This is a genomic window from Nesterenkonia suensis (genome assembly GCF_054782935.1).
The window spans coordinates 702,537-722,037 of the sequence record NZ_BAAGRN010000001.1 but is presented as its reverse complement, the minus strand read 5'-3'; the positions used below and the strand labels follow the sequence as shown (position 1 = coordinate 722,037).

17 protein-coding genes are annotated in these 19,501 nt (G+C 72.0%); 4 read left to right on the top strand and 13 right to left on the bottom strand.

What is annotated here, in order from left to right; all coding sequences use genetic code 11:
• The first annotated feature begins 2 nt into the window (after positions 1–2).
• The gene (locus tag ACYVKI_RS03070) at positions 3–1,388 is read left to right on the top strand and encodes a hypothetical protein (protein WP_460688865.1); all 1,386 of its coding nucleotides are present in this window, start codon (positions 3–5) and stop codon (positions 1,386–1,388) included.
• A gap of 75 nt (positions 1,389–1,463) precedes the next feature.
• On the opposite strand, the gene ACYVKI_RS03065 is transcribed toward ACYVKI_RS03070, so the two are convergent.
• From ACYVKI_RS03065 to ACYVKI_RS03045, 5 genes are all read right to left on the bottom strand, one after another.
• The gene (locus ACYVKI_RS03065; protein ID WP_460688864.1) at positions 1,464–3,296 is read right to left on the bottom strand and encodes a gamma-glutamyltransferase family protein; all 1,833 of its coding nucleotides are present in this window, start codon (positions 3,294–3,296) and stop codon (positions 1,464–1,466) included.
• Between the two features lie 139 nt (positions 3,297–3,435).
• Positions 3,436–3,903, bottom strand: a complete 468-nt coding sequence (locus tag ACYVKI_RS03060) for a molybdenum cofactor biosynthesis protein MoaE (RefSeq protein ID WP_460689391.1) — start codon at positions 3,901–3,903, stop codon at positions 3,436–3,438.
• Between the two features lie 79 nt (positions 3,904–3,982).
• The gene (locus ACYVKI_RS03055) at positions 3,983–4,645 is read right to left on the bottom strand and encodes a MogA/MoaB family molybdenum cofactor biosynthesis protein (RefSeq protein WP_460688863.1); all 663 of its coding nucleotides are present in this window, start codon (positions 4,643–4,645) and stop codon (positions 3,983–3,985) included.
• Positions 4,638–5,159 carry a cyclic pyranopterin monophosphate synthase MoaC gene (gene moaC, locus ACYVKI_RS03050; protein WP_460688862.1) on the bottom strand — a complete coding sequence of 174 codons (522 nt, stop codon included), beginning with the start codon at positions 5,157–5,159 and terminating at the stop codon, positions 4,638–4,640. Before moaC ends, ACYVKI_RS03055 begins: the two co-directional genes overlap by 8 nt.
• Positions 5,156–6,574 carry a molybdopterin molybdotransferase MoeA gene (locus ACYVKI_RS03045; protein ID WP_460688861.1) on the bottom strand — a complete coding sequence of 473 codons (1,419 nt, stop codon included), beginning with the start codon at positions 6,572–6,574 and terminating at the stop codon, positions 5,156–5,158. Before ACYVKI_RS03045 ends, moaC begins: the two co-directional genes overlap by 4 nt.
• 209 nt (positions 6,575–6,783) lie before the next feature.
• On the opposite strand from ACYVKI_RS03045, the gene moaA reads away from it, so the two are divergent.
• Positions 6,784–7,866 carry a GTP 3',8-cyclase MoaA gene (gene moaA, locus ACYVKI_RS03040; RefSeq protein ID WP_460689390.1) on the top strand — a complete coding sequence of 361 codons (1,083 nt, stop codon included), beginning with the start codon at positions 6,784–6,786 and terminating at the stop codon, positions 7,864–7,866.
• A gap of 5 nt (positions 7,867–7,871) precedes the next feature.
• Entirely contained in the window at positions 7,872–8,246 is a 375-nt protein-coding gene (locus ACYVKI_RS03035; RefSeq protein ID WP_460688860.1) for a MoaD/ThiS family protein, read from the top strand.
• A gap of 120 nt (positions 8,247–8,366) precedes the next feature.
• Here ACYVKI_RS03035 and ACYVKI_RS03030 read toward each other — a convergent pair whose 3' ends face one another.
• From ACYVKI_RS03030 to ACYVKI_RS03010, 5 genes are all read right to left on the bottom strand, one after another.
• A complete protein-coding gene (locus ACYVKI_RS03030) occupies positions 8,367–8,978 on the bottom strand; it encodes a hypothetical protein (RefSeq protein ID WP_460688859.1) in 612 nt (203 codons plus the stop codon).
• Positions 8,978–9,496 carry a hypothetical protein gene (locus tag ACYVKI_RS03025; protein WP_460688858.1) on the bottom strand — a complete coding sequence of 173 codons (519 nt, stop codon included), beginning with the start codon at positions 9,494–9,496 and terminating at the stop codon, positions 8,978–8,980. The genes ACYVKI_RS03030 and ACYVKI_RS03025 overlap by 1 nt, the downstream gene beginning before the upstream one ends.
• Positions 9,497–9,637: 141 nt before the next feature.
• Positions 9,638–10,948, bottom strand: a complete 1,311-nt coding sequence (locus tag ACYVKI_RS03020; RefSeq protein WP_460688857.1) for a M16 family metallopeptidase — start codon at positions 10,946–10,948, stop codon at positions 9,638–9,640.
• Between the two features lie 120 nt (positions 10,949–11,068).
• Positions 11,069–11,857 (bottom strand): isocitrate lyase/PEP mutase family protein, encoded by a 789-nt coding sequence (locus ACYVKI_RS03015; protein ID WP_460688856.1) that lies wholly within the window; start codon positions 11,855–11,857, stop codon positions 11,069–11,071.
• A 63-nt stretch (positions 11,858–11,920) separates the two neighbouring features.
• Entirely contained in the window at positions 11,921–13,459 is a 1,539-nt protein-coding gene (locus ACYVKI_RS03010; protein ID WP_460688855.1) for a TIGR01777 family oxidoreductase, read from the bottom strand.
• Positions 13,460–13,674: 215 nt separating this feature from the next.
• Here ACYVKI_RS03010 and ACYVKI_RS03005 point away from each other — a divergent pair, with 215 nt between their 5' ends.
• Entirely contained in the window at positions 13,675–15,879 is a 2,205-nt protein-coding gene (locus ACYVKI_RS03005) for a RecQ family ATP-dependent DNA helicase (RefSeq protein ID WP_460689389.1), read from the top strand.
• 33 nt (positions 15,880–15,912) lie between these two features.
• On the opposite strand, the gene ACYVKI_RS03000 is transcribed toward ACYVKI_RS03005, so the two are convergent.
• The 3 genes from ACYVKI_RS03000 to poxB form a co-directional block, all read right to left on the bottom strand.
• Positions 15,913–16,641, bottom strand: coding sequence for a TIGR03085 family metal-binding protein (locus tag ACYVKI_RS03000; protein WP_460688854.1), 729 nt, complete (start codon positions 16,639–16,641; stop codon positions 15,913–15,915).
• Between the two features lie 46 nt (positions 16,642–16,687).
• Positions 16,688–17,713, bottom strand: coding sequence for a GNAT family N-acetyltransferase (locus ACYVKI_RS02995; RefSeq protein WP_460688853.1), 1,026 nt, complete (start codon positions 17,711–17,713; stop codon positions 16,688–16,690).
• A 72-nt stretch (positions 17,714–17,785) separates the two neighbouring features.
• Positions 17,786–19,501, bottom strand: a complete 1,716-nt coding sequence (gene poxB / locus ACYVKI_RS02990; protein WP_460688852.1) for a ubiquinone-dependent pyruvate dehydrogenase — start codon at positions 19,499–19,501, stop codon at positions 17,786–17,788.

Here is a 19,501-nt window from a genome sequence, read left to right as displayed (position 1 = left end):
CGGTGAGCCGCGCCATCGAGGGGATCAGCACCACCGCCTACGTGTGCATCCACGGGGTCGGTTCCCCGGACTCCGGGGACCTGGCCGATCGGACCTACGACGCCGTCCGGCGGGGGGCGGAGGCCGCCGGCGGCACGCTCACCGAGCTGCCTGTCGAGGCCGCCGCACCGGCGGCGCTGACACATCGGGCCCGCATCGAGGTGCCGGGCCACGAGCCGTACCTGGCCGAATTCCATGACGGCTGGTGGTCCTCCGGGCTGCGTGCCCCGCAGTTCTGGGTGGTGCTGCTGTGGGTGCTGGAGGTCGCCCCGTTCGCGCTGATCAGCGGTGTCGGCGGCTGGTACGGGGACCGGTGGCGAGAGGCTCCCGACGGCGTCGGTCCGCTGCGCCGGGCGGCCGGCCGGGTGGCCGCGCTGCTGACCACGGCGGCCATGCTTGCCGCTGTGCCGCTGATCTGCCTGGTGCTGCTGGTCGGACTGCCGTTGGCCGGGCTGGTGCCGCCATGGCGGCGTCGGCTGCGCCACCCGCTGGTGGAGATCGTCGGTGATGCCTGGCTCTATCGCTCCGCGGTGCTCGATGACACGGTGCTGCCGCAGCTCACCCGGCTGGTGGAGGCCGCCTCCGCGCGTGCCGATCGGGTCGCCCTGGTGGGGCATTCGCAGGGTGCCGAGCTGAGCCGTCGGGTGGCGCTGCGCACCACAGCCGCCCGATGCGTCTGGGTCGGTTCCGGGGAGCATCACCTCAACACGGTGCGGATGGCGGCGGTGAGCGGCTGGTTGCCGCTGATGGCCTGGCCGTTCGTCCTGGGCTGGCCGATCGTCCTGCACCTGGCGCTGACCCGCGGAGGCGGTCTCCTTCCCCACAGCGCCGCCGGGACGGTCACCGGGGCCGTCACCGGCGCGGGGGTGCTGCTGCTGGCGGCGCTGCTCTACGGCGGGCTCACCGCCGGGGTGATCCGCTGGCTGCGCCGCCGCCCCGCCGACGTCGGACAGGTCCCGGAGAGCAGGATCTGGCATGTGAAGTCTCTGCTGGACCCCGTCTCCTGGGGCACGGTGTTCCCTTCCCGCCTCGAGGCGCAGGACCGGCAGCCAGGCTGCTCCACCGGCTCCGCCGCCGAGCATGACGACGGCGGGCCCGGCCCGGTGTGCGTCCGCTATGTGCCCGCGCACCGGCGGCAGCCGTGGTGGGCGGAGCACGTGACCTATTTCAGCCGTCCGGCCACCGGGGCGGTCATCCTGGAGGCGGGGCTGGCGCAACCGGCACCGGTGCTCCCTCCCGCACAGGTCGTGGTGCCCTGGTGGATCGTGGCGCTCTCTCCGGCGGTGCTCCTCGGCCTGCTCGGTGTCACCGCCGTGCTGGGCCGGTGGCAGTCCGGACCGCTTCCCTGACCCTGTCCGGCCCCGCTGGCCCTGTCCGAGCGCGTCCGAGCGCGTCCGAGCGGTCTGCAGGCCAGCGCTGACCGATCAGCGGCCGGCGGCGTAGCCCTGGGCTCCGCGCGGATTGGCCGCTGCACTCAGCCCGCCGGTCTCCGGGTCTCGGGTCACACAGGAGAGTCGTCCCAACGACCAGTCGCCGGCCCGGGTGATCCGGTGACCGCGGCGCACCAGGCCTTCGATGACCTGCTCACCGAGGCGGTCCTCGACGACGGCGCCGCCCGGCTCCCAGGTGCGCGGCCAGAAGGAGCCGGGCGCGGAGGTGGTGTGCAGACTCGGCGCGTCGATCGCCTGCTGCGGGGTGTGTCCGCCGAGGAGCATCCGCAGCAGCATGGGCAGCTGCCACTGGTCCTGCTGGTCACCGCCGGGTGTTCCCAGGGCGATGACCGGTTGGCCCTCCGTCAGCACCAGGGTCGGGGAGAGTGTGGTCCGCGGTCGCCGTCCGGGCTGCAGCCGGGAGGGCGATCGTTCGTCCAGCCAGGTCATCTGCAACCGGGTGCCGAGGCAGAAGCCCAACCCGGGGATGGCCGGTGAGGACTGCAGCCACCCGCCGGAGGGCGTGGCGGAGATCATGTTGCCCCACCGGTCCACCACATCGATGTGGCAAGTGTCGCCGCGGATCGCGGCGGCGGTCACCGAGGGGTCCACTGTGGACTGGCCTGCGCCGCTCACCGTGGGCTCCCCCACGCCTGCCCCACCGGTGGAGGTGTCGGTGACCTCCTGCAGCGGCGGGAGCACCGTGTCTCGTCCGGGCAGCTCCCCGGGTCGGAATTCCGCACTGGCCTCTTCGGTGATGAGTTCCCGTCGGGCGGCTGCGTAGTCGGAGGACACCAGGTGGTCCAGATCGATGTCCTCGTGCCCGTAGTGGGCGTCCCGGTCCGCCAGGGCGAGCTTGAGCGCCTCCAGCACCAGGTGCGCCCCCCGCTCGGTGCCGGGGTCGAGCTCTGCGTCGTCGAAGCCCTCGAGGATCTTCAGCGCCTGCAGGAGCACCGGCCCCTGGCCCCAGGCGGCGGTCTTGGCGATGGTGTGGCCGCGGAACTGTGCTGTGGCCGGAGCCTCGCAGCCGGCGTCGAAGGCCGCGAAGTCCTCAGCGGTGAGGACCCCGGCGTAGTCGGCGCCGTCGGAATGCCGGTGCGGCGTGCTGACGAACGCGGCCGTCCGCTGCGCCACCAGTCCGGTCTTCCACTCGGTGCGGGCCGCCTCGATCTGCTCGACCCGATCCTGAGCCTGAGACCCGGCGGCGAGCAGCCCGCGCAGCACGGCGGCATAGTCCGGGTTGCGCATGCGCGAGCCCGGTGCGGGCGGTTCGCCCTCCGGCATCCACAGCGCCGCCGAACTCGGCCAGTGCTGGGTGAACAGCTCGGCGACGCTGCTGATGGCGGCAGAGACCCGCTCCAGCACGGGGGCGCCGTCTTCGGCCAGGTCGATGGCGAACTCGAGCACCTCGCCCAGACTCCAGGTGCCGTGGTCGCGGAGCAGGACGAGCCAGGCGTCGACGGCGCCGGGCACCGCGGCGGCCAGGGCTCCGGCACCCGGCACGGTCTCCAGGCCCAGGCGCCGGAAGTGTTCGATGGAGGCACCGGCCGGAGCAGGTCCCTGCCCCATGAGGACCCGCGGCGCACCGGGGTCCTCAGCGGTGGCGAAGAGTCCGGTCATGTCCCCGCCGGGTCCGTTGAGATGGGGTTCCACCACGTGCAGCACGAAGGCCCCCGCAGTGGCGGCGTCGAAGGCGTTTCCTCCGCGTTCGAGCACCGCTTGGGAGGCAGCGGTGGCCAGCCAATGCGTGGAGGCCGACATCCCGAACCGCCCCTCCAGAGTGGGGCGGGTCGTGGCCGTCTCAGCGTGGGTGTAGGTGGTGCTCATCGGCGCGGGGTCCTTTCGACGTGAGGGGCCGCCCGGGCGTCTTCTGACGCGCGGGGCCGGGCAGTCGACCTTCTGTTGCTTGATGCAACAGTATCGGATCGGCTCCAGCGGCGGGTCACGGCGCGTCACGCGCCGTCTCTCAGGCGATGCCCACCCACTCCTTCGCCCCGTCGGAGAAGAACTGCTCCTTCCAGATCGGCACCTCCGCCTTGATCTGTTCGACCAGTTCAGCGCAGGCGGCGAATGCCTCGGCCCGGTGGGCGGAGGAGACGGCCGCGACCAGGGCGTGGTCTCCGATACGCAGGTCTCCGATCCGGTGCCCTGCCCAGATCCGCACGCTCGGGTGCGCAGCGGCGACGGTGCGGGCCACCTCGGTGAGCCTCCGCTCCGCCGTCGGGTGCGCGGTGTAGCTCAGGCGGTCCACGGAGCGGCCGTCGTCGTGGTCGCGGACGATGCCGGCGAAGTCCACCACGGCCCCGGCCGCAGAGGCCCAGACCTCCTGGTGCGCCTGGGCCGGCTCGAGGGGCTCAGCGCTGAGCCAGGCGCGGACCACACGGTGTGCGGCAGGTTCCGGGGCGGCGTCGTGCGGGACGCCCTCGCGGGTCAGCCCGGCAGCAGGCGGCGTCTCCGCGGCTGCGGCGCCACACGGCCCACTGGTCCCCCGAGGCTCATCGGCCAGGTGGTTCTCACTGGTCATTCGAGGATCCCCACTCGTCATGCTGGCGCAGGTCGGCGACCTGATCGCACAGGTGCGGCAGGATGTCCACCAGCACCTCCATCCCCTCACGGACCGCCTTCGGCGATCCGGGAAGGTTGACGATCACCGTGCCCTCGGCGACGCCGGCCACTCCCCTGCTGAGCGCGGCCAGCGGGTTGTGCGCCCGGCCGTGGGCACGCACAGCCTCCATGATCCCGGGGATCTCCTTGTCCAGCAGCGGCAGGGTGTACTCCGGGGTGAGGTCATCGGGGGTGAGCCCGGTGCCGCCGGAAGTGACGATGACCGCCGGTGCGACCTGGACCAGCAGCTCGGAGAGCGCGGCGAGCACGCCCTCACCGTCGGGGATGATCACCGGAGGGCGGCATCCGAAACCGATCGCCTCAGCGAACTCGGCGACGATCGGAGCGCTCTGGTCCTCCCGCACGCCCTGGGCGGCGCGGGTGGAGACGATCACCGGGGCGATGAGCCGCTCGAGGTCACGTTCGTGATCGTAGTCATAGCCGGACTGTTCTCGATCGGGCCGCCCGTGATCGTGTTGCTGACGGTCGGGCGTCTGGTGGTCGGGCGTCTGGTGATCCGGCTTCTCCGCGTCGCCGGCGCTCTGCTGCGGCGGGTGCTGATGGTCAGTCATGTCTGGTCCATTCTCCATGTCGTCCGCCGGCCTTGTGAATGACCTGCTGATCGGTGATCACGGCGGCACGGTCCACCGCCTTGATCATGTCGTAGAGAGTCAGCCCGGCCACCGAGGCCGCGGTGAGTGCCTCCATCTCGACTCCGGTCCGCGACGTGGTGCGGACCTCGGAGGTGATCTGCACTGATCCCGGCTCGGGCCGGTCGACGTCGAGATCCACGGTGATCTTGCTCAGCGGCAGAGGATGACACAGCGGGACGAGCTCATGGGTGCGCTTGGCAGCCATGATGCCGGCGATCCGGGCGGTGGCCAGCGCGTCGCCCTTGGGCAGGGCTCCGTCGGCGAGCTGGGCGGTGACGTCCGGGCGGGTGCGCAGCACTGCCTGGGCACGGGCGGTGCGGGCGGTGACCTCCTTGGCGGAGACGTCCACCATGTGTGCGCTGCCGTCCTTGCGCACGTGGGTCAGGCCCGCAGTCGGCAGGGCCGGTTCGTCGGTGGTGTCAGTCCCTGTCATGGCGTGGTCCTTCCGGTCAGCAGCACAGCCTCGCGCTCGGCTCCCGCCTGCACGTGGGCGTCCTCCTCGGGCAGTTCGAGCAGCACGTCGGCACGGGCCAGGTGGCCGAGCAGATGGGAACTCGGCCCTCCGACGAGCCGCACGCTCGGCACGGCGGGTCCCTCCGAGGGGTCCGCGGGCGCCTGGTCCTCGGCGGTGAAGATCGCACGACGGTACTGCGTCACCCCGGGCTTGGAGTCCACCGGCTCCTGCAGCCGGACGGTCAGCCGGTGCGGCGGCGGGCAGGCGGCATCGAGTGCCGCGAGCGCCGGGCGCACCAGGGTCTCGAGACTGACCGCACAGCTGACCGGATTGCCGGGCAGGCAGATCACGGCCACCGCGGGGCGGCGCCCTTGGGAGGGGATCAGCCCCCAGCCCTGGGGGCCGCCGGGCTGCTGCGCGACGGAGCCGAACTCCACGCCACGGCTGCCCAGCCCCTGACGCACGACTTCGAAGGCCCCGGCACTGATCCCGCCGGCGGTGATCAGCAGCTGGGGATCGTGCTGGGCCAGCAGGGCATCGACCACATCGGTGAACATCTCGACATCATCGGCGGTGGCCGAGGCGGCCTGGACCTCGACGCCGAGGTGCTCCAGGGCCGCGATGAGCAGCGGGGTGTCCGCGTCGTAGAGCTGCCCGGGATGCAGCGGGCTCCCTGCCTGGCGGACCTCGTCGCCGGTGGAGAGCACCAGCGCGCGCACCCGCGGCCGGATCTGGACGTCAGGCAGCCCCAACGCCGCCATCAGGCCGAGCACCGCAGGGGTCAGCACGTCTCCTTCGCGGAGCACCACGTCTCCGGCCTGGACGTCGGTGCCGGCGTGGCGGATGAATCGCCCCGGCTGCAGGTCCTCGTCGGTGAGGCCGGTGAAGGTCACCGGTACCGGGGTGCCGTCGTCGTCAGGCCCACCGGCTGCCGGACGGGCGGGAAGGATGCACTCGAAACGGCCCGCGGTGGTGCATTCCACCGGGATCACCGCATCGGTGCCCTCCGGGATGGGCGCACCGGTCATCACGGCCAGCACCGCGCCCTCCGGAAGCTCCGGGGCCGGCGAGCCGGCGGGGACCACCCCGGCCAGCGGCAGCGTGGTCTCGGCACCGGTGGTGAGATCGGAGGTGCGGACGGCGAATCCGTCCATCTGTGAGTTGTCGAAGCTGGGCAGCGGGCCGGGGGCGTCGACGTCGACGGCGGCCACACGGCCCACCAGCCCGGAGTCGGTGACCCGGCGTCGTTCCGTGCGCGGACGTGCCGGGTCCTCCAGGGCCTCGGCGAGGACGGCGCGGAGCCGCTCCACATGCTCGGTCACAGAGGCCCGCCGGGTGGCGGGAGCGGCTGCGGCGGGTTCGGCAGTATGGGCTGGTGCTGGTGATGGCGCCATGGGTGTGAGTGTAGTCCCCGGCTGTGACGAGGGTGACCTCGCAGTCGCTCGAAACTGAAGGTGACCGCTCGTCCGGGCGGTGCGGCAGCTGGGCGGACGGGGTCATGCGCGTGAAACACTCGACCCCGTAGCATGGGGACATGGAGGAACTGGCCGCCCAGACCGCTGACGCCGGGCCCGCGAACGGAGCACGCTCCGTGCCGCTGGGCATGCCAGGCCTGCCCGCCCGGCCCGGTGCACCGCTGCCCGGGGCCGAGGAGGCCGATCCGACCCGGGGGCTGATGGACCGTTTCGGGCGGCGCGCCACTGACCTGCGCATCTCCCTGATCGACAAGTGCAATCTGCGCTGCACCTATTGCATGCCCGCCGACGGGCTCCCCTGGCTCTCCAAGGAGAAGCTGCTCACCGCTGCGGAGATCCGCCGGCTGGTGCGCATCGGCGTGAACACCCTGGGTGTGCGCGAGCTGCGGCTGACCGGCGGCGAACCGCTGGTGCGCGCGGACCTGTCAGACATCATCGCCGGCATCCGCGCCGACCACCCAGGGCTGCCCATCGCGATGACCACCAACGCGATCGGTCTGGAGCGCAAGGCGCAGGACCTGGCCCAGGTAGGGCTGGACCGGGTCAACATCTCGCTGGACTCGGTGCACCGGGAGACCTTCGCCCAGCTGACCCGCCGGGACTCCCTGGACAAGGTCCTCACCGGTGTGGAGGCCGCCGCGGCAGCCGGGCTGACCCCGCTGAAGGTCAACGCGGTGCTGATGCGCGGGATCAACGACCGTGAGGCCCCCGACCTGCTGGCCTGGGCGCTTCAGCAGGGCTATGAGCTGCGGTTCATCGAGCAGATGCCTCTCGACGGCGACCAGAACTGGCGCAGCGAGGGCACGGTCTCGGCCGCCGAGACCCGGGCGCTGCTCTCCGAGAGGTTCCAGCTGCGCCCTGACGCCATGCCCCGCGACGGCGCCCCCGCCGAGCGTTTCGACGTGTTCAGCCTCGACGGTGTCCCGTTGGGCCGGGTCGGGGTGATCGCCTCCGTGACGGAGCCGTTCTGCGCGGACTGCCGGCGCACTCGCATCACCGCCGAGGGCAAGGTGATGAGCTGCCTGTTCTCCCACCAGGAGGTGGACCTGGCCCACCTCCTGCGCGATCCGGACGCCGACGACGACGCCGTCGCCCGCCGGTGGGCCGAGGCGATGTGGCTCAAGCCGGCCGCCCATGGCACCGACCGTCCCGGATTCGAACTGGACAGCTTCACCCGCCCGGACCGTTCGATGTCCGCGATCGGAGGATGAGACGGATGACCCGCACACCGACGTCCGACGCACGGTCGGTCGGTGCAGAATCGGCCGGTGGAGAGTCGGTCGGCACAGTGCCAGCCGGCGCACGGCCCGAGCCGCCCGCCACCGGCGGGACGCTGACCGTGCGGCTCTTCGCCGCCGCGGCCGAGGCCGCCGGTGCCGAGGAGGTGCCGCTGCCGCTGGCCGGGACGACGTCGCTGGCCGAGGTGCTCCGGGATCTGCCGGTCAGCGCGCACGGCGGCGATGCCGAACAACTGGCCCACGTGCTGGGGCGGTGCTCGTTCCTGGTCAACGGGGTCCGGGCTGCGAAGGAGACCACACGGGTGGCCCCCGGGGACCAGCTCGACGTACTGCCGCCCTTCGCCGGGGGCTGAGCCGATCTCGGGGCATCCGCCTGCCCAGGGGTCACTTCCCCGGACGTCTCCGGGAACCTGACACGTCTTAGGGCCGCGAGGTGTACTGGATTCTGACTCCTGGTCTCTCAGCGGGCTCGCTCAGTCCAGGTCGACGTCCTGCAGCTCGACGACCTCCCTGTCACCGAGCGGGTCCTCCAACTCCACCACCACGGAGACATAGAGCGCCTCCTGGGTGCAGGGCTGGTCGCCGGCTTCGGGCAGTCGGCCGGAGATCGTGGCGATGCGGACCTCCTCGGCGTCCTCCTCCACCACTGAGCGGACCCCGTAGCAGCTGGGGTTCCCGGAGTAGAACTTGACCTCCAGCTCGGTCTCCGAGAGCTCCTCATAGTCCTCCCAGGTGGCCAGCACCTCATCGACGAGCTCGGGTGCCTCGTCCACCTGGCTCGGCGTCGGCTCCGGCAGCGACGTGTCGCCGTCCGCGCCGTCGTCCCGCTCGCCGTCCTCGTCGCCATCCTCGGGGCCGGTCGGCTCATCGAGGTCGGTCTGGGCGATGTCGGAATCCGGCTCTGCCCCTGGATCGGGGGCCTGGTCCTCTCCCCCACCGGCGCATGCGGACAGCAGCAGGGCGCCGAGCAGCGGGACCGCGAGCGCGAGGCCGCGAGCCTGTGCGGAAGCGGCGAGCGGCGCCGCGGCGAGCGTCTCCGTGGTGGGGTGCGCCGTGGTGGGGTGCGCCGGCCCTCGGGCATTCATCAGGGTCTCCTCGGCTGTGGGTCCAGGGTGCGCAGCGTGTGTTCTCCGGGCCAGTGGGCGCTCAGCATCTGCATCGCCGCCCGCGGGTCCTCCACGCTGACCACGTAGTCCCGCTCAGTGGTGATCAGACGCAGGGTGGGGCCCTCGACGACGTACTGGGTGGTCTCCGCGCCGGACTTCCGACCCCATATGGCGATCAGCTGGGTGCGGCCACCGGTGCGGATCTGCTGCACGGCCTCCCACCGGACGGTCTCGGCCGCCCAGAACCCGGCCTGCAGGCGCAGACCGTCGTCGACCACGCTGAGCTGCACGCGCAGCGACGCGGACCAGGCGCAGATCAGGCAGGCCAGCAGGATCCCGCCCAGGAGGGGCAGAGCGCTGGCGGTGGACCATCCCCAGGCCAGGGCGGGCAGCGCGACCCCGACGGCGGCGAAGCCGGCGATCAGCTGCTGCCGGCGGGACAGGCCGACGTCGCTGATCAGTTGCTGGCCCTGGTGGCCTGTGGTCCGATCACTCATCCTGCCTCCTTCCCCTCCTGCCGGGCTGTCGTGGCCGGTCCTCACCGGCGTTCCCCCGACCTCACCGGCTCCCCGAGCTTCAGTGTAGGAGCGGGACGGTCCCTGAGTCACCAGGGCCCCGCCCGGCCGGCGACCTGACGATCAGGAGCCCGGGGCGGGGCGGACCACAGTGGTCGCCCGGGGTGAGTCGGCCAGCCGGCGGGCGACCTGGCGCACATCCTCTGCGGTGACCGCCTGCAGCTGGGCGAGTGTGTCTGAGACGTCGACGAACTCGCCGCGGACCAGCTCGGCGCGGCCCAACCGGGACATCCGTGAGGCGGTCTCCTCCATGCCGAGCACGGTGCCGCCGCGCAGCTGACCCTTCGCCCGAGTGAGCTCCTCCTCGGTGACCGGTTCGGTGGCGATGCGCTCCAGCTCGGCGGTCATCACCTCCACCACGCTGTCGACCTTCTCCGGCAGGCAGCCGGCGTAGAGGCCGTAGCAGCCGGCGTCGGTGTAGGCCGCGGAGAAGGAGTAGGTCGAGTAGGCCAGGCCGCGGCGCTCCCGGATCTCCTGGAACAGCCGGGAGGACATCCCGCCGCCGAGGATCGCGTGCATCACCGACAGGGCGAAGCGGTCCTCATCGGCGGCGGAGAGCCCGCGCCCGCCCAGGATGACCTGCGCCTGCTCGACCGGTTTGAGGTGCTCCTCCACTCCGGGGCGCACCGGGATCTGCTGCTCGTGGCCCACCCGGCGGGCGGCCGGATCGCGAGTGATCGTGGCGTCCCAGGCGGAGGCGCCCAGGGCGTCGTCGATCATCCGGCACAGCTGGTCGTGGTCGAGTCCGCCGGCGGCGGTGATCACCAGTTCGTCGGGCCGGTACCAGTGACTGAAGTGGGCCTGGACGTCCTCACGGGTGGCGGCGCGGATGTCATCCGGGGTGCCGCCGATGGGCCGGCCCAACTCGTGGCCGTCCATCACCTGGGCGGCGAAGCGCTCGTGGACGACGTCGTCGGGGTCGTCCTCGGCCATGGCGAGCTCCTCGAGGATGACTCCGCGCTCGGTCTCCATCTCCTGGGGGTCCAGTGCGGCGGAGGTGACCATGTCGGTGAGCACCTCCACGGCCATGGGCAGGTCGGCGTCGAGCACCCGGGCGTAGTAGCAGGTGGACTCCTTGCCGGTCATCGCGTTGGACTCTCCGCCGACGGCGTCGAAGGCGGCCGCGATGTCCAACGCTGAGCGGTTGGGGGTGCCCTTGAACAGCAGGTGCTCCAGGAAGTGGGTGGAGCCGTGCTGGTGCGCGGCCTCGTCCCGGGAGCCCACCGCGATCCAGAAGCCGATGGTCACCGATCGCTGACCCGGCATCGCCTCGGTGAGCACCCGTACCCCGGAGGGCAGCACAGTGCGGCGGACGGTGGATCCGGCATCAGAGTTCAGGATGCCTTCGGTGCGGGGATCGATGGTCACGCGCATGGGGTGGGGGTGCTCCTGCTGGGTCGACGGTGCGCCCGACGGCGGGTCGGGAGCGGCGGCACGGTGCCAGAAGGTGCCAGGGTAACGCAGGTGTGGGCGCGTCGGCGTGGTCGGCCAGGTTCACCGGCCGGTCCAGCCGGCCAGCACTCCCTCGGCCTTCTCCGTCAGGGTCTTCTGCAGCAGCGGCCCGAAGCTGATCCGTGAGACGCCCAGCTCGCCCAGCCGTGCCAGGCCGAGTCCGTCAGGGATCGCTCCCTGCTCCGGGTGAGCGGTGACGTTCACCGGAGTGCTGACCTCGTCGAGGATGGTGATCAGCACCTCCTCCGAGGGCAGGCCCACCGGGTAGAGGCTGTCGGCGCCGGCCTGCTCCATGAGCCTCAGTCGGTGCAGGGTCGCGGCGAGCGGGTCCTCGAAGTCCTGCGCGTGCTTGTAGACGTCGGTCCGGCCGTTGATCACCAGGGGCACTCCGGCGTCGTCGGCGGCCCGCCGGATGCCGGCGAGGTAGTCGGCGTGCTCTTCAGGTGCCCGCATGGAGCCCCGGGAGTGGACGGTGTCCTCGATGTTCAGACCGACGACGCCGGCGACCAGAGCGCGCTCCACCAGTTCAGTGGGCGGGGTGTCATAGCCGGATTCCAGATCGGCGGAGACCGGGATGTCCACGGCAGCGGTGATGCGCGAGACGGCCTCGAGCGCCTGTGCCAGGCTCATCGCCTCGCCGTCGGCCGCTCCCAGGGAGTCGGCGAGGGGGTGGCTGCCCACGGTGAGCGCCTCGAATCCGGCGTCGGCGATGAGCCGGGCGGACCAGACGTCCCAGGCGGTGGGCAGGATGACTGGAGCGTCCTGGTGGTGGAGACGTAGCAGGGTCTCGGCCCGTTCGGCGAGTTCAGCGGTGCGAGGTGCAGGGGTCACGGGGGATCCTCTCGGGGTCGTCGGGGTCATCAGAGGGCTTCGGCACGGTGTCGACGGTGGCTCTCAACGCCCCAGCACGTGACGCAGCGCCTCGGCGAGGGTGTGGTGGCGGAAGGCGTAGCCGAGCTCGAGCGCCTTCTCCGCACTGGCTCGTTGGTCGGCCATGACCAGCTCTCGGGTGCCCTGGGCTCCGAGCAGCAGCTTCGGTCCGAACCCAGGCACCGGCACCAGAGACGGGCGGCGCAGCACTGCACCGAGCGTGCGGGCGTACTCGCGGGCCGTCACCGGCTCCGGAGCGACCGCGTTGACGGGGCCACGGGCCGCCGGGGTCAGCGCGAGGTGGACGATGAGCGCGGCGATGTCGTCCAGGCTGATCCAGCTCTGCCACTGCGAGGTCCCCAGCGGGCCTCCGAGGCCGGCGGCGAACAGGGGCAGCATCTGCTGCAGCGCCCCTCCGGAGGGGGACTGTACGAGGCCGGTGCGCACCGTGACCACCCGCACCCCGGAGCTCTCCGCACGGCGGGCGGACTCCTCCCAGGCCCGGCAGGCTTCGGCCAGGAAGTCGGTGCCGCAGCGCAGGTCCTCGGTGAGCAGCTCGGTCTGCTGGGTCCTGTCATCCGGGGTCGCCCCGTACCAGCCGATCGCCGAGCCGCTGATCAGCGTCCTGCCGCGCGGCTGGGCGGTCTCCAGGCGGGCCAGCGCATCGGCGATCAGGGTGGTGCCGTCCACGCGGGAGGCCCGAACCTTGCGCTTGTGCTCCTCGGTGAAGCGGGCGGCCAGCGGGTGCCCGGCCAGGTGGATGACGGCGTCGACGTCGGCCAGCGCCTCCTCGTCCAGCAGCCCGGTGTCAGGGTCCCAGCGGATCTCGGCAGGGTCCTGCGGATCTGTGCCCGTCCCGCGGACGAGACGCCGCACCTCCAGCCCTGCTCCGCCGAGCAGCGCGCACACCTGGGTGCCGATCATCCCGGAGGCGCCGGAGACGGCGACCACCTGGGGCCCTGGGGTGGTGTCCTCGGTGTCGGCGTCGAGGTGGGCACGGCGTTCACGCTGCTGGGAGGCCAGGTGGCCGGTGCTCTGGTGGAAGGCCAGGTCCTGAACGGTCTGATGCGCGCGGTGGTCGATGATGCGGCGCAGCTCGGCCTCGAAGACCCGCTGGGCGCGGCGACGCACCGGTCCGGGAAGCCGTGGGGCGGCGGGCATCTCGTAGGTGATGGTCTCGTGGAGCACCGTGCCGGGGCCGTCGTCGTGGAACTGACGCTCGTGCCGCCAGCTGCGCAGCGGCCCGGAGACCATCACGTCGGTGAAGCCATGGCCGGGGCGGAAGTCCTCGTGGCGGGACTCCCAGGTCACCCGGCGGGGGATCCTGCCGGGGAGCACGGTGCCGAGCATGCCCGCGGCGGCGTCGGCGCCGGTGCCCAGCAGAGTGGGGACGGTGAGGCTCAGCCGGGAGGTGGCCCCGTCGACGGGTCCGTCGACGGGCTCTTCCAGGACCTCGCCGGCGAAGGGCGGCACCAGGCGGGTCAACGCACCCGGCCGGGTGTACCAGGCGAAGACGTCGTCCCGGGCGAAGGGAAGGTAGGTCTCCTGCTCGAAGCGCGGCATCGTGCCTCCCTGCACTGGAATGTGCCGCCTGCGCACCGGTGTGACGCTGCGGCTCCCCGTTGTGGTGAATCTACCACTGCGGGCCCCTCCTCGGGATGCCCAGACGGCGGCGGGTCCGCTCACGCGGGCGGGCGGAATCAGGGCCCCTCAGGAGCGTGTCAGGCCCCTGTGGCAGAGTGAACGGCGTGAGCGACACGCAGAGCACAGACCCCGCCATGACCTCCGTCCCCCATGCCGCCGCAGCTGCTGCCGAGCCTGCCCCGTCCGGCATCGGCGCCGGTGCGGCCGTCTCCGACGTCCCCGTCGACCCGGCCTTCCATGCCGAGGCCCGCGAGCGCCTGACCGCCCTGACCGGACGGGACGCAGATTTCCGGCCCGGTCAGCTGGAGGCCATCGCCGCCCTGGTGGAGCAGCGGCGTCGGGTGCTGGTGGTGCAGAAGACCGGCTGGGGCAAGTCGGCGGTGTACTTCCTGGCCGCGCATCTGCTGCGCCGCCGGGGCCGCGGGGTGAGTCTGATCGTCTCCCCGCTGATCGCCCTGATGCGGGACCAGATCGCTGCGGCGACCCGTGCCGGGGTGCGGGCGCAGGCGGTGAACTCCGCCAACGCCCACGAGTGGGACACCGTGCTGGAGGCCCTGGCCGCCGATGAGCTGGACGTGCTGCTGATCTCCCCGGAACGACTGGCCAATCCCCGCTTCCGGGATGAGGTGCTGCCCGGCCTGCTGGACCGACTGGGCATGCTGGTGGTGGACGAGGCGCACTGCATCTCTGATTGGGGCCATGACTTCCGCCCGGACTATCGACGCCTCGGCGAGATCGTGCGGAACCTGCCGGCGGATGTACCGGTGCTGGCCACCACGGCGACGGCGAACTCCCGGGTGGTCGATGACGTCGCCGCCCAGCTGAGCCCGGCCGGGGATGCCAGCGGCAAGGAGGTCATGGTGCTGCGTGGCGGGCTGAGCCGGGACTCGCTGCGGCTGGGGGTGCTGAAGCTGCCGGAGTCGGAGCAGCGGATCGCCTGGCTGACCCAGCATCTGGGGTCGCTGACCGGCAGTGGGATCGTCTATGCGCTCACGGTCTCGCAAGCCCAGGATCTCACGCGGCACCTGCGGGAGCATGGCCACCAGGTGGCCGCCTACACCGGGCAGACAGATCCGGATGAGCGAGCCCAGCTGGAGGCCGCCTTGAAGGACAACCAGGTGAAGGCGCTGATCGCCACCTCCGCATTGGGGATGGGGTTCGACAAGCCGGACCTGGGCTTCGTGGTGCATCTGGGGGCGCCGTCGTCGCCGGTGTCCTACTACCAGCAGATCGGCCGTGCGGGCCGTGCCGTGGACAACGCGGATGTGCTGCTGCTGCCCGGCCGGGAGGATGTGCGGATCTGGGAGCATTTCGCACAGGCCTCCATGCCGACGCAGGAGCGGGCGGATGCGGTGCTGGCCGCTCTGGCCGAGCACCCGGACGAGCCGCTCTCGGTGGGTCGGCTGGAGGCGATGGTGGAGATCCGCCGCTCCCCGCTGGAGCTGCTGCTGAAGGTGCTGGAGGTCGACGGCGCGGTGCACCGGGTGCGTGGCGGCTGGGTGACCACCGGTGCGGGGTGGCGGTACGACGCCGAGCGCTATGACACGATCCTGCGGCTGCGCCGGTCCGAGCAGCAGGCGATGCTGGACTATGAGCGGCTGCCGGCCGGGCAGTGCCGGATGGTGGACCTGGCCGCCGCGCTCGACGACGACGCCGCCAGACCCTGCGGCCGGTGCGACACCTGTGCCGGGCCCTGGTATCCGACCGGGCTGGATCAGGACTCGGTCTCCCAGGCGCGGGCCTCGATGGACCGGGTGGGGGTGGAGATCGCCCCGCGGAAGCAGTGGCCCACCGGGCTGGGGGCCCTGGGGATCTCGTTGAAGGGCCGGCTGGGCCCGGGCGAGCTGGCCGAGGAGGGGCGGGCGTTGGCACGGCTGTCCGATCTGGGCTGGGGGCCGACGGTCCGGGAGGCCGTCCAAGGTGAGGACGCCGAGGTCCCGGACCGGCTGGCCTCTGCGGTGGTGCGGGTGCTCGCCGAATGGGACTGGGCGCGCCGCCCGGATGTGGTGGTCTCGGTGCCGTCCCGGCGGCACCCACGGCTGGTGGACTCCCTGGCCCGGGGCGTCGCCCAGGTGGGGCGGCTTCCCTACGCAGGGTCCCTCGAGCCGGTCGACGGCGGCCCGTCCAGCTCGCCTGAGGCCAACAGCGCCTTCCGGCTGGCCGGGCTGCTCGGCCGGTTCCGGGTCCCGCAGGAGATGGCGTCCCCGGTGCAGGGGGCCGCGGTGCTGCTGGTCGACGATGAGGTGGTCTCTCGGTGGACGCTCACCGTGGCGGCCCGGGAGCTGCGCGGTGCCGGGGCCGAGCTGGTGCTCCCCTTCGCCCTGGGCATGCGCGGCTGACCGGGTCACCGGGGCGCGAGCCCCTGGCCCTGCTCAGTGCCGTCGCAGCACGACGTCGGCGGCGTCCTCCCGGCCGAAGGCCCAGAGGATCAGTTCCCCCGGGGCACCTTCCAGGGAGATCATCGGATCCTTGGAGGACCCGTGGGTGACCGAGCCGAATCCAGGACTGATGAAGGTGATCCGCCGTCGCTGCTTCCGTGCGGCGGCCAGGAACAGGGTCCGGGCAGCCTGCCGCCACAGCCGCCCCTGGACCTCCTCCAGAACCCGGCGACGGCGCGGCTGCAGGGCGGTGCCCACACCGGCTGAGGCGTCGTCGTCTGGTGAGTCGTCCTCGCCAGGTCCGGCCTCGGCAGTGCCGCCGTCCCCGGTCTCGGCCGGTGTGATCTCGGAGGCCACCCGGACGTCGGCGCGCAGCACGTCCTCGGTGTGGACGAAGAACTCCACCGTGTTCACCGCGTCATCCACCGCCCGGGTCCGTGCCGGATGCCAGGAGGGCACGCCGGCGGCGATGCGGTCCAGCAGCTGCTCGAAGTTCATCTGTTCGAACTGGTGGTACTGCTCCAGGGCCTTCGCCCCGACCACCGGCAGCTCCTGACCGAACACCAGGTGGGGCCGGGCGTCACGAGCCGCCACATGCACCGCGAGGTCATGGGTGGTCCAGCCCTCACAGAGGGTGTCGGCGGTCGGGCCCTTCTCCCGCAGGGCCTTCACCAGGGCCTGACGTTCGACGGCGGCGGTCGAGCGGAGAGCAGATGTGGTCACAGAAGATCCTCGGATTCGAACAGTCGGTCGGACAGGGGTCCTGAGCTCACCACGGGCGGGCCAGCGCGGAGGGCATCCCGGCCAACCCTGGCGGGGCGACCCAGATCTGCCCGCCCACGGTGATGCGTCCCACCGCGTAGGCGTTGCGCAACGAGGGGACGTTCTCGGGGTGGATGCTGCCCCACAGCACCGTCCCCGGCTCCGGGTGGGGCAGCTGTTCGCAGAGTCGCTGCAGCACCGCGGGGCCGTAGCCGCGGCCGCGGTGCTCCTCGTCCAGGCAGATCTCCTGGACCAGGTGACCGCTGAGGCCGTGGTCATCGTCGCGCGGGGCGGAGACCACCCCGGCGGGCTCACCCTCGGTGAAGATTTCGAACAGCGCCTCGTCCTCGGCGGCCTCCTGGAGCTCCTCCCGGTCCGCCGGGGTCGCCCAGCGGGTGCCTTCCGGGTGGGCGGCGTAGATCTCCGCGACGCGGGCGGCGGCCAGGGTGGGGTCCATCGGCTCCAGGCTCACCCGCCGGTAGGACGCCACCCGGGTGCGGTGGTTGATCCCCCGGATGAGCCCGGCCACCAGATGCTGGTCCACCGCGCAGGGCCCGACCTCAGGCACCTGCGCGACCTCGGCGAGGCTCGCCTCCGGGTCCCCGACGGTGAAGCGGACGCTCAGCGGCTGGAACTCCGCCAGATCTGCGGCGGCCTCGGCGGCGATCCTGGCGATGTTCTCGGCGGTGGGGCTCAGCGAGGAGGCGATGACCTCCACGAAGGGGCGGGTGAGGTCACGCTCACGGAAGCGGATCCCGATGACCGACCAGCCGTCGTCGTGGGTGATCCGCCGGTCCGCCCACATCAGCGGATCCTCGACGTCCACGGAGACCTCGTCTGCGGAGGCCTCTGCCTCGGCCCGGACGAGGTCACGGACGTCGGCCCCGAAGGCGGCGTCGGCGACGCGTTCGGCATCAGGCTCCAGGGCGATGCGCAGCTGGGCCAGCAGTCGCTCCTGGGTGTACCAGTCCTGCAGCTGCCAGGCGGTCCAGTCCGCCCGGGCTGCGGCGAGGTCATCGAGAAGTTCTCCCATGTCACGACCCTACCGAAGCCCGGCGGCCCCGCACAGGGGTGGTCGGTCCGGAGCGCTCGGCCAGGCGGCCGCTCAGAACAGCTGGCGCCAGTTGGTCCGCGCCAGGTCCACCAGCTCGTCGCCGCGGCCGGAGAGCACCGTGCGGATGGCGTAGAGGGTGAAGCCCTTGGCCTGCTCGGCGGTGATGGTCGGCGGCATGGACAGCTCCTGGCGTTCGGTGACCACGTCCAGCACGGCCGGCCCGTCATGGGCGAAGAGCTCCTCCACCGCGGCCGGCAGCTCCTCGGAGGACTCCACCCGGATGCCGCGGATGCCCATCGCCTCGGCGATGTCGGCGAAGCTGGGGTTGGTCAGCCCGGTGCCGTAGTTCACGAAGCCGGCGGCCTTCATCTCCACCTCCACGAAGTTCAGCGAGGAATTGTTGAAGACCACCGTCTTCACCGGCAGCTGCGCCTGGGTGAGGGTCAGCAGCTCGCCGAGCATCATCGTCAGCCCGCCGTCGCCGGCGAGCGCCACCACCTGCCGGCGCGGGTCCGCGGAGGCCGCGCCGATGGACTGGGTCAGCGCGTTGGCCATGGAGCCGTGGGTGAAGGATCCGATCAGTCGGCGTCGGCCGTTCATGGTCAGGTAGCGGGAGGCCCAGACCACCGGGGAGCCGACGTCAGGGATGAAGACGGCGTCCTCGGCGGTGGCCTGGTCCACCAGCCGGGCCAGGTACTGCGGGTGGATGGTGCGCTTCGAGGAGGTGGCCAGCGAGTCCAGGTCCTTCCGGGTGCGCCGATAGTGCTTGGTGGCCGAATCCAGGTGCTTGGAGCTGGCGTGGGCGTCCAGCCGGGGCAGCAGTGCGGTGACGGTCTCCCGGACTCCCCCGACCAACGCGACGTCGACCGGCGTGCGGCGGCCGATCTGCTCGCCGCGGAGGTCCACCTGCACCACGGTGGCGTCTTCCGGGTAGAACTGCTGGTAAGGCAGGTCCGCGCCGAGCACCAGCAGCGTCTCGGCGGCCTCCATGGCGTGGTATCCGGAGGAGAAGCCCAGCAGGCCGGTCATGCCGACGTCGTAGGGGTTGTCGAACTCCACGTGCTCCTTGCCGCGCAGCGCGTGGACGATGGGGGCCTGCAACCGTTCGGCGATCTGCAGCAGCTCCGGGTGGGCGCCGGCGGTGCCCGCTCCGGCGAGGATGGTCACCCGGTCGCAGCCGTTGAGGGCCTCGGCTGCGGCGGCCAGGGCATCGTCGGCCGGGGTGACCGCGGAGCTGGTGGCGCGGATGATCTCCGGAGTGGCCGTGATCTCCTGCAGGGCGACGTCACCAGGGATCACCAGCACGGCCACGCCGCGCTTCTCCAGGGCCTCGCGCATGGCGATGCGCAGCAGCCGCGGCAGCTGCTCGGCGTCGGTGACGTGTTCGACGTAGACGCTGCACTCTCGGAACAGCTCCTGCGGGTGGGTCTCCTGGAAGTAGCCTGAGCCGATCTCCTCGCTGGGGATGTGTGCGGCGATGGCCAGCACCGGGGTGCGCGAGCGCTGGGCGTCGTAGAGCCCGTTGATCAGGTGCAGGTTGCCCGGACCGCAGCTGCCGGCGCAGACCGCCAGCTCGCCGGTGATCTGGGACTCCGCGCTGGCGGCGAAGGCGGCGGTCTCCTCGTGACGGACCTGGACCCAGTCGAGGGTGTCGGCGGCGCGCAGGGCATCGGTGAAGCCGTTGAGCGAGTCGCCGGGAATCCCGTAGACCCGCTGCACTCCGCTGGCGTGGAGGGTGTCGACGATGTGGCGTGCGGCTGTCGGCAT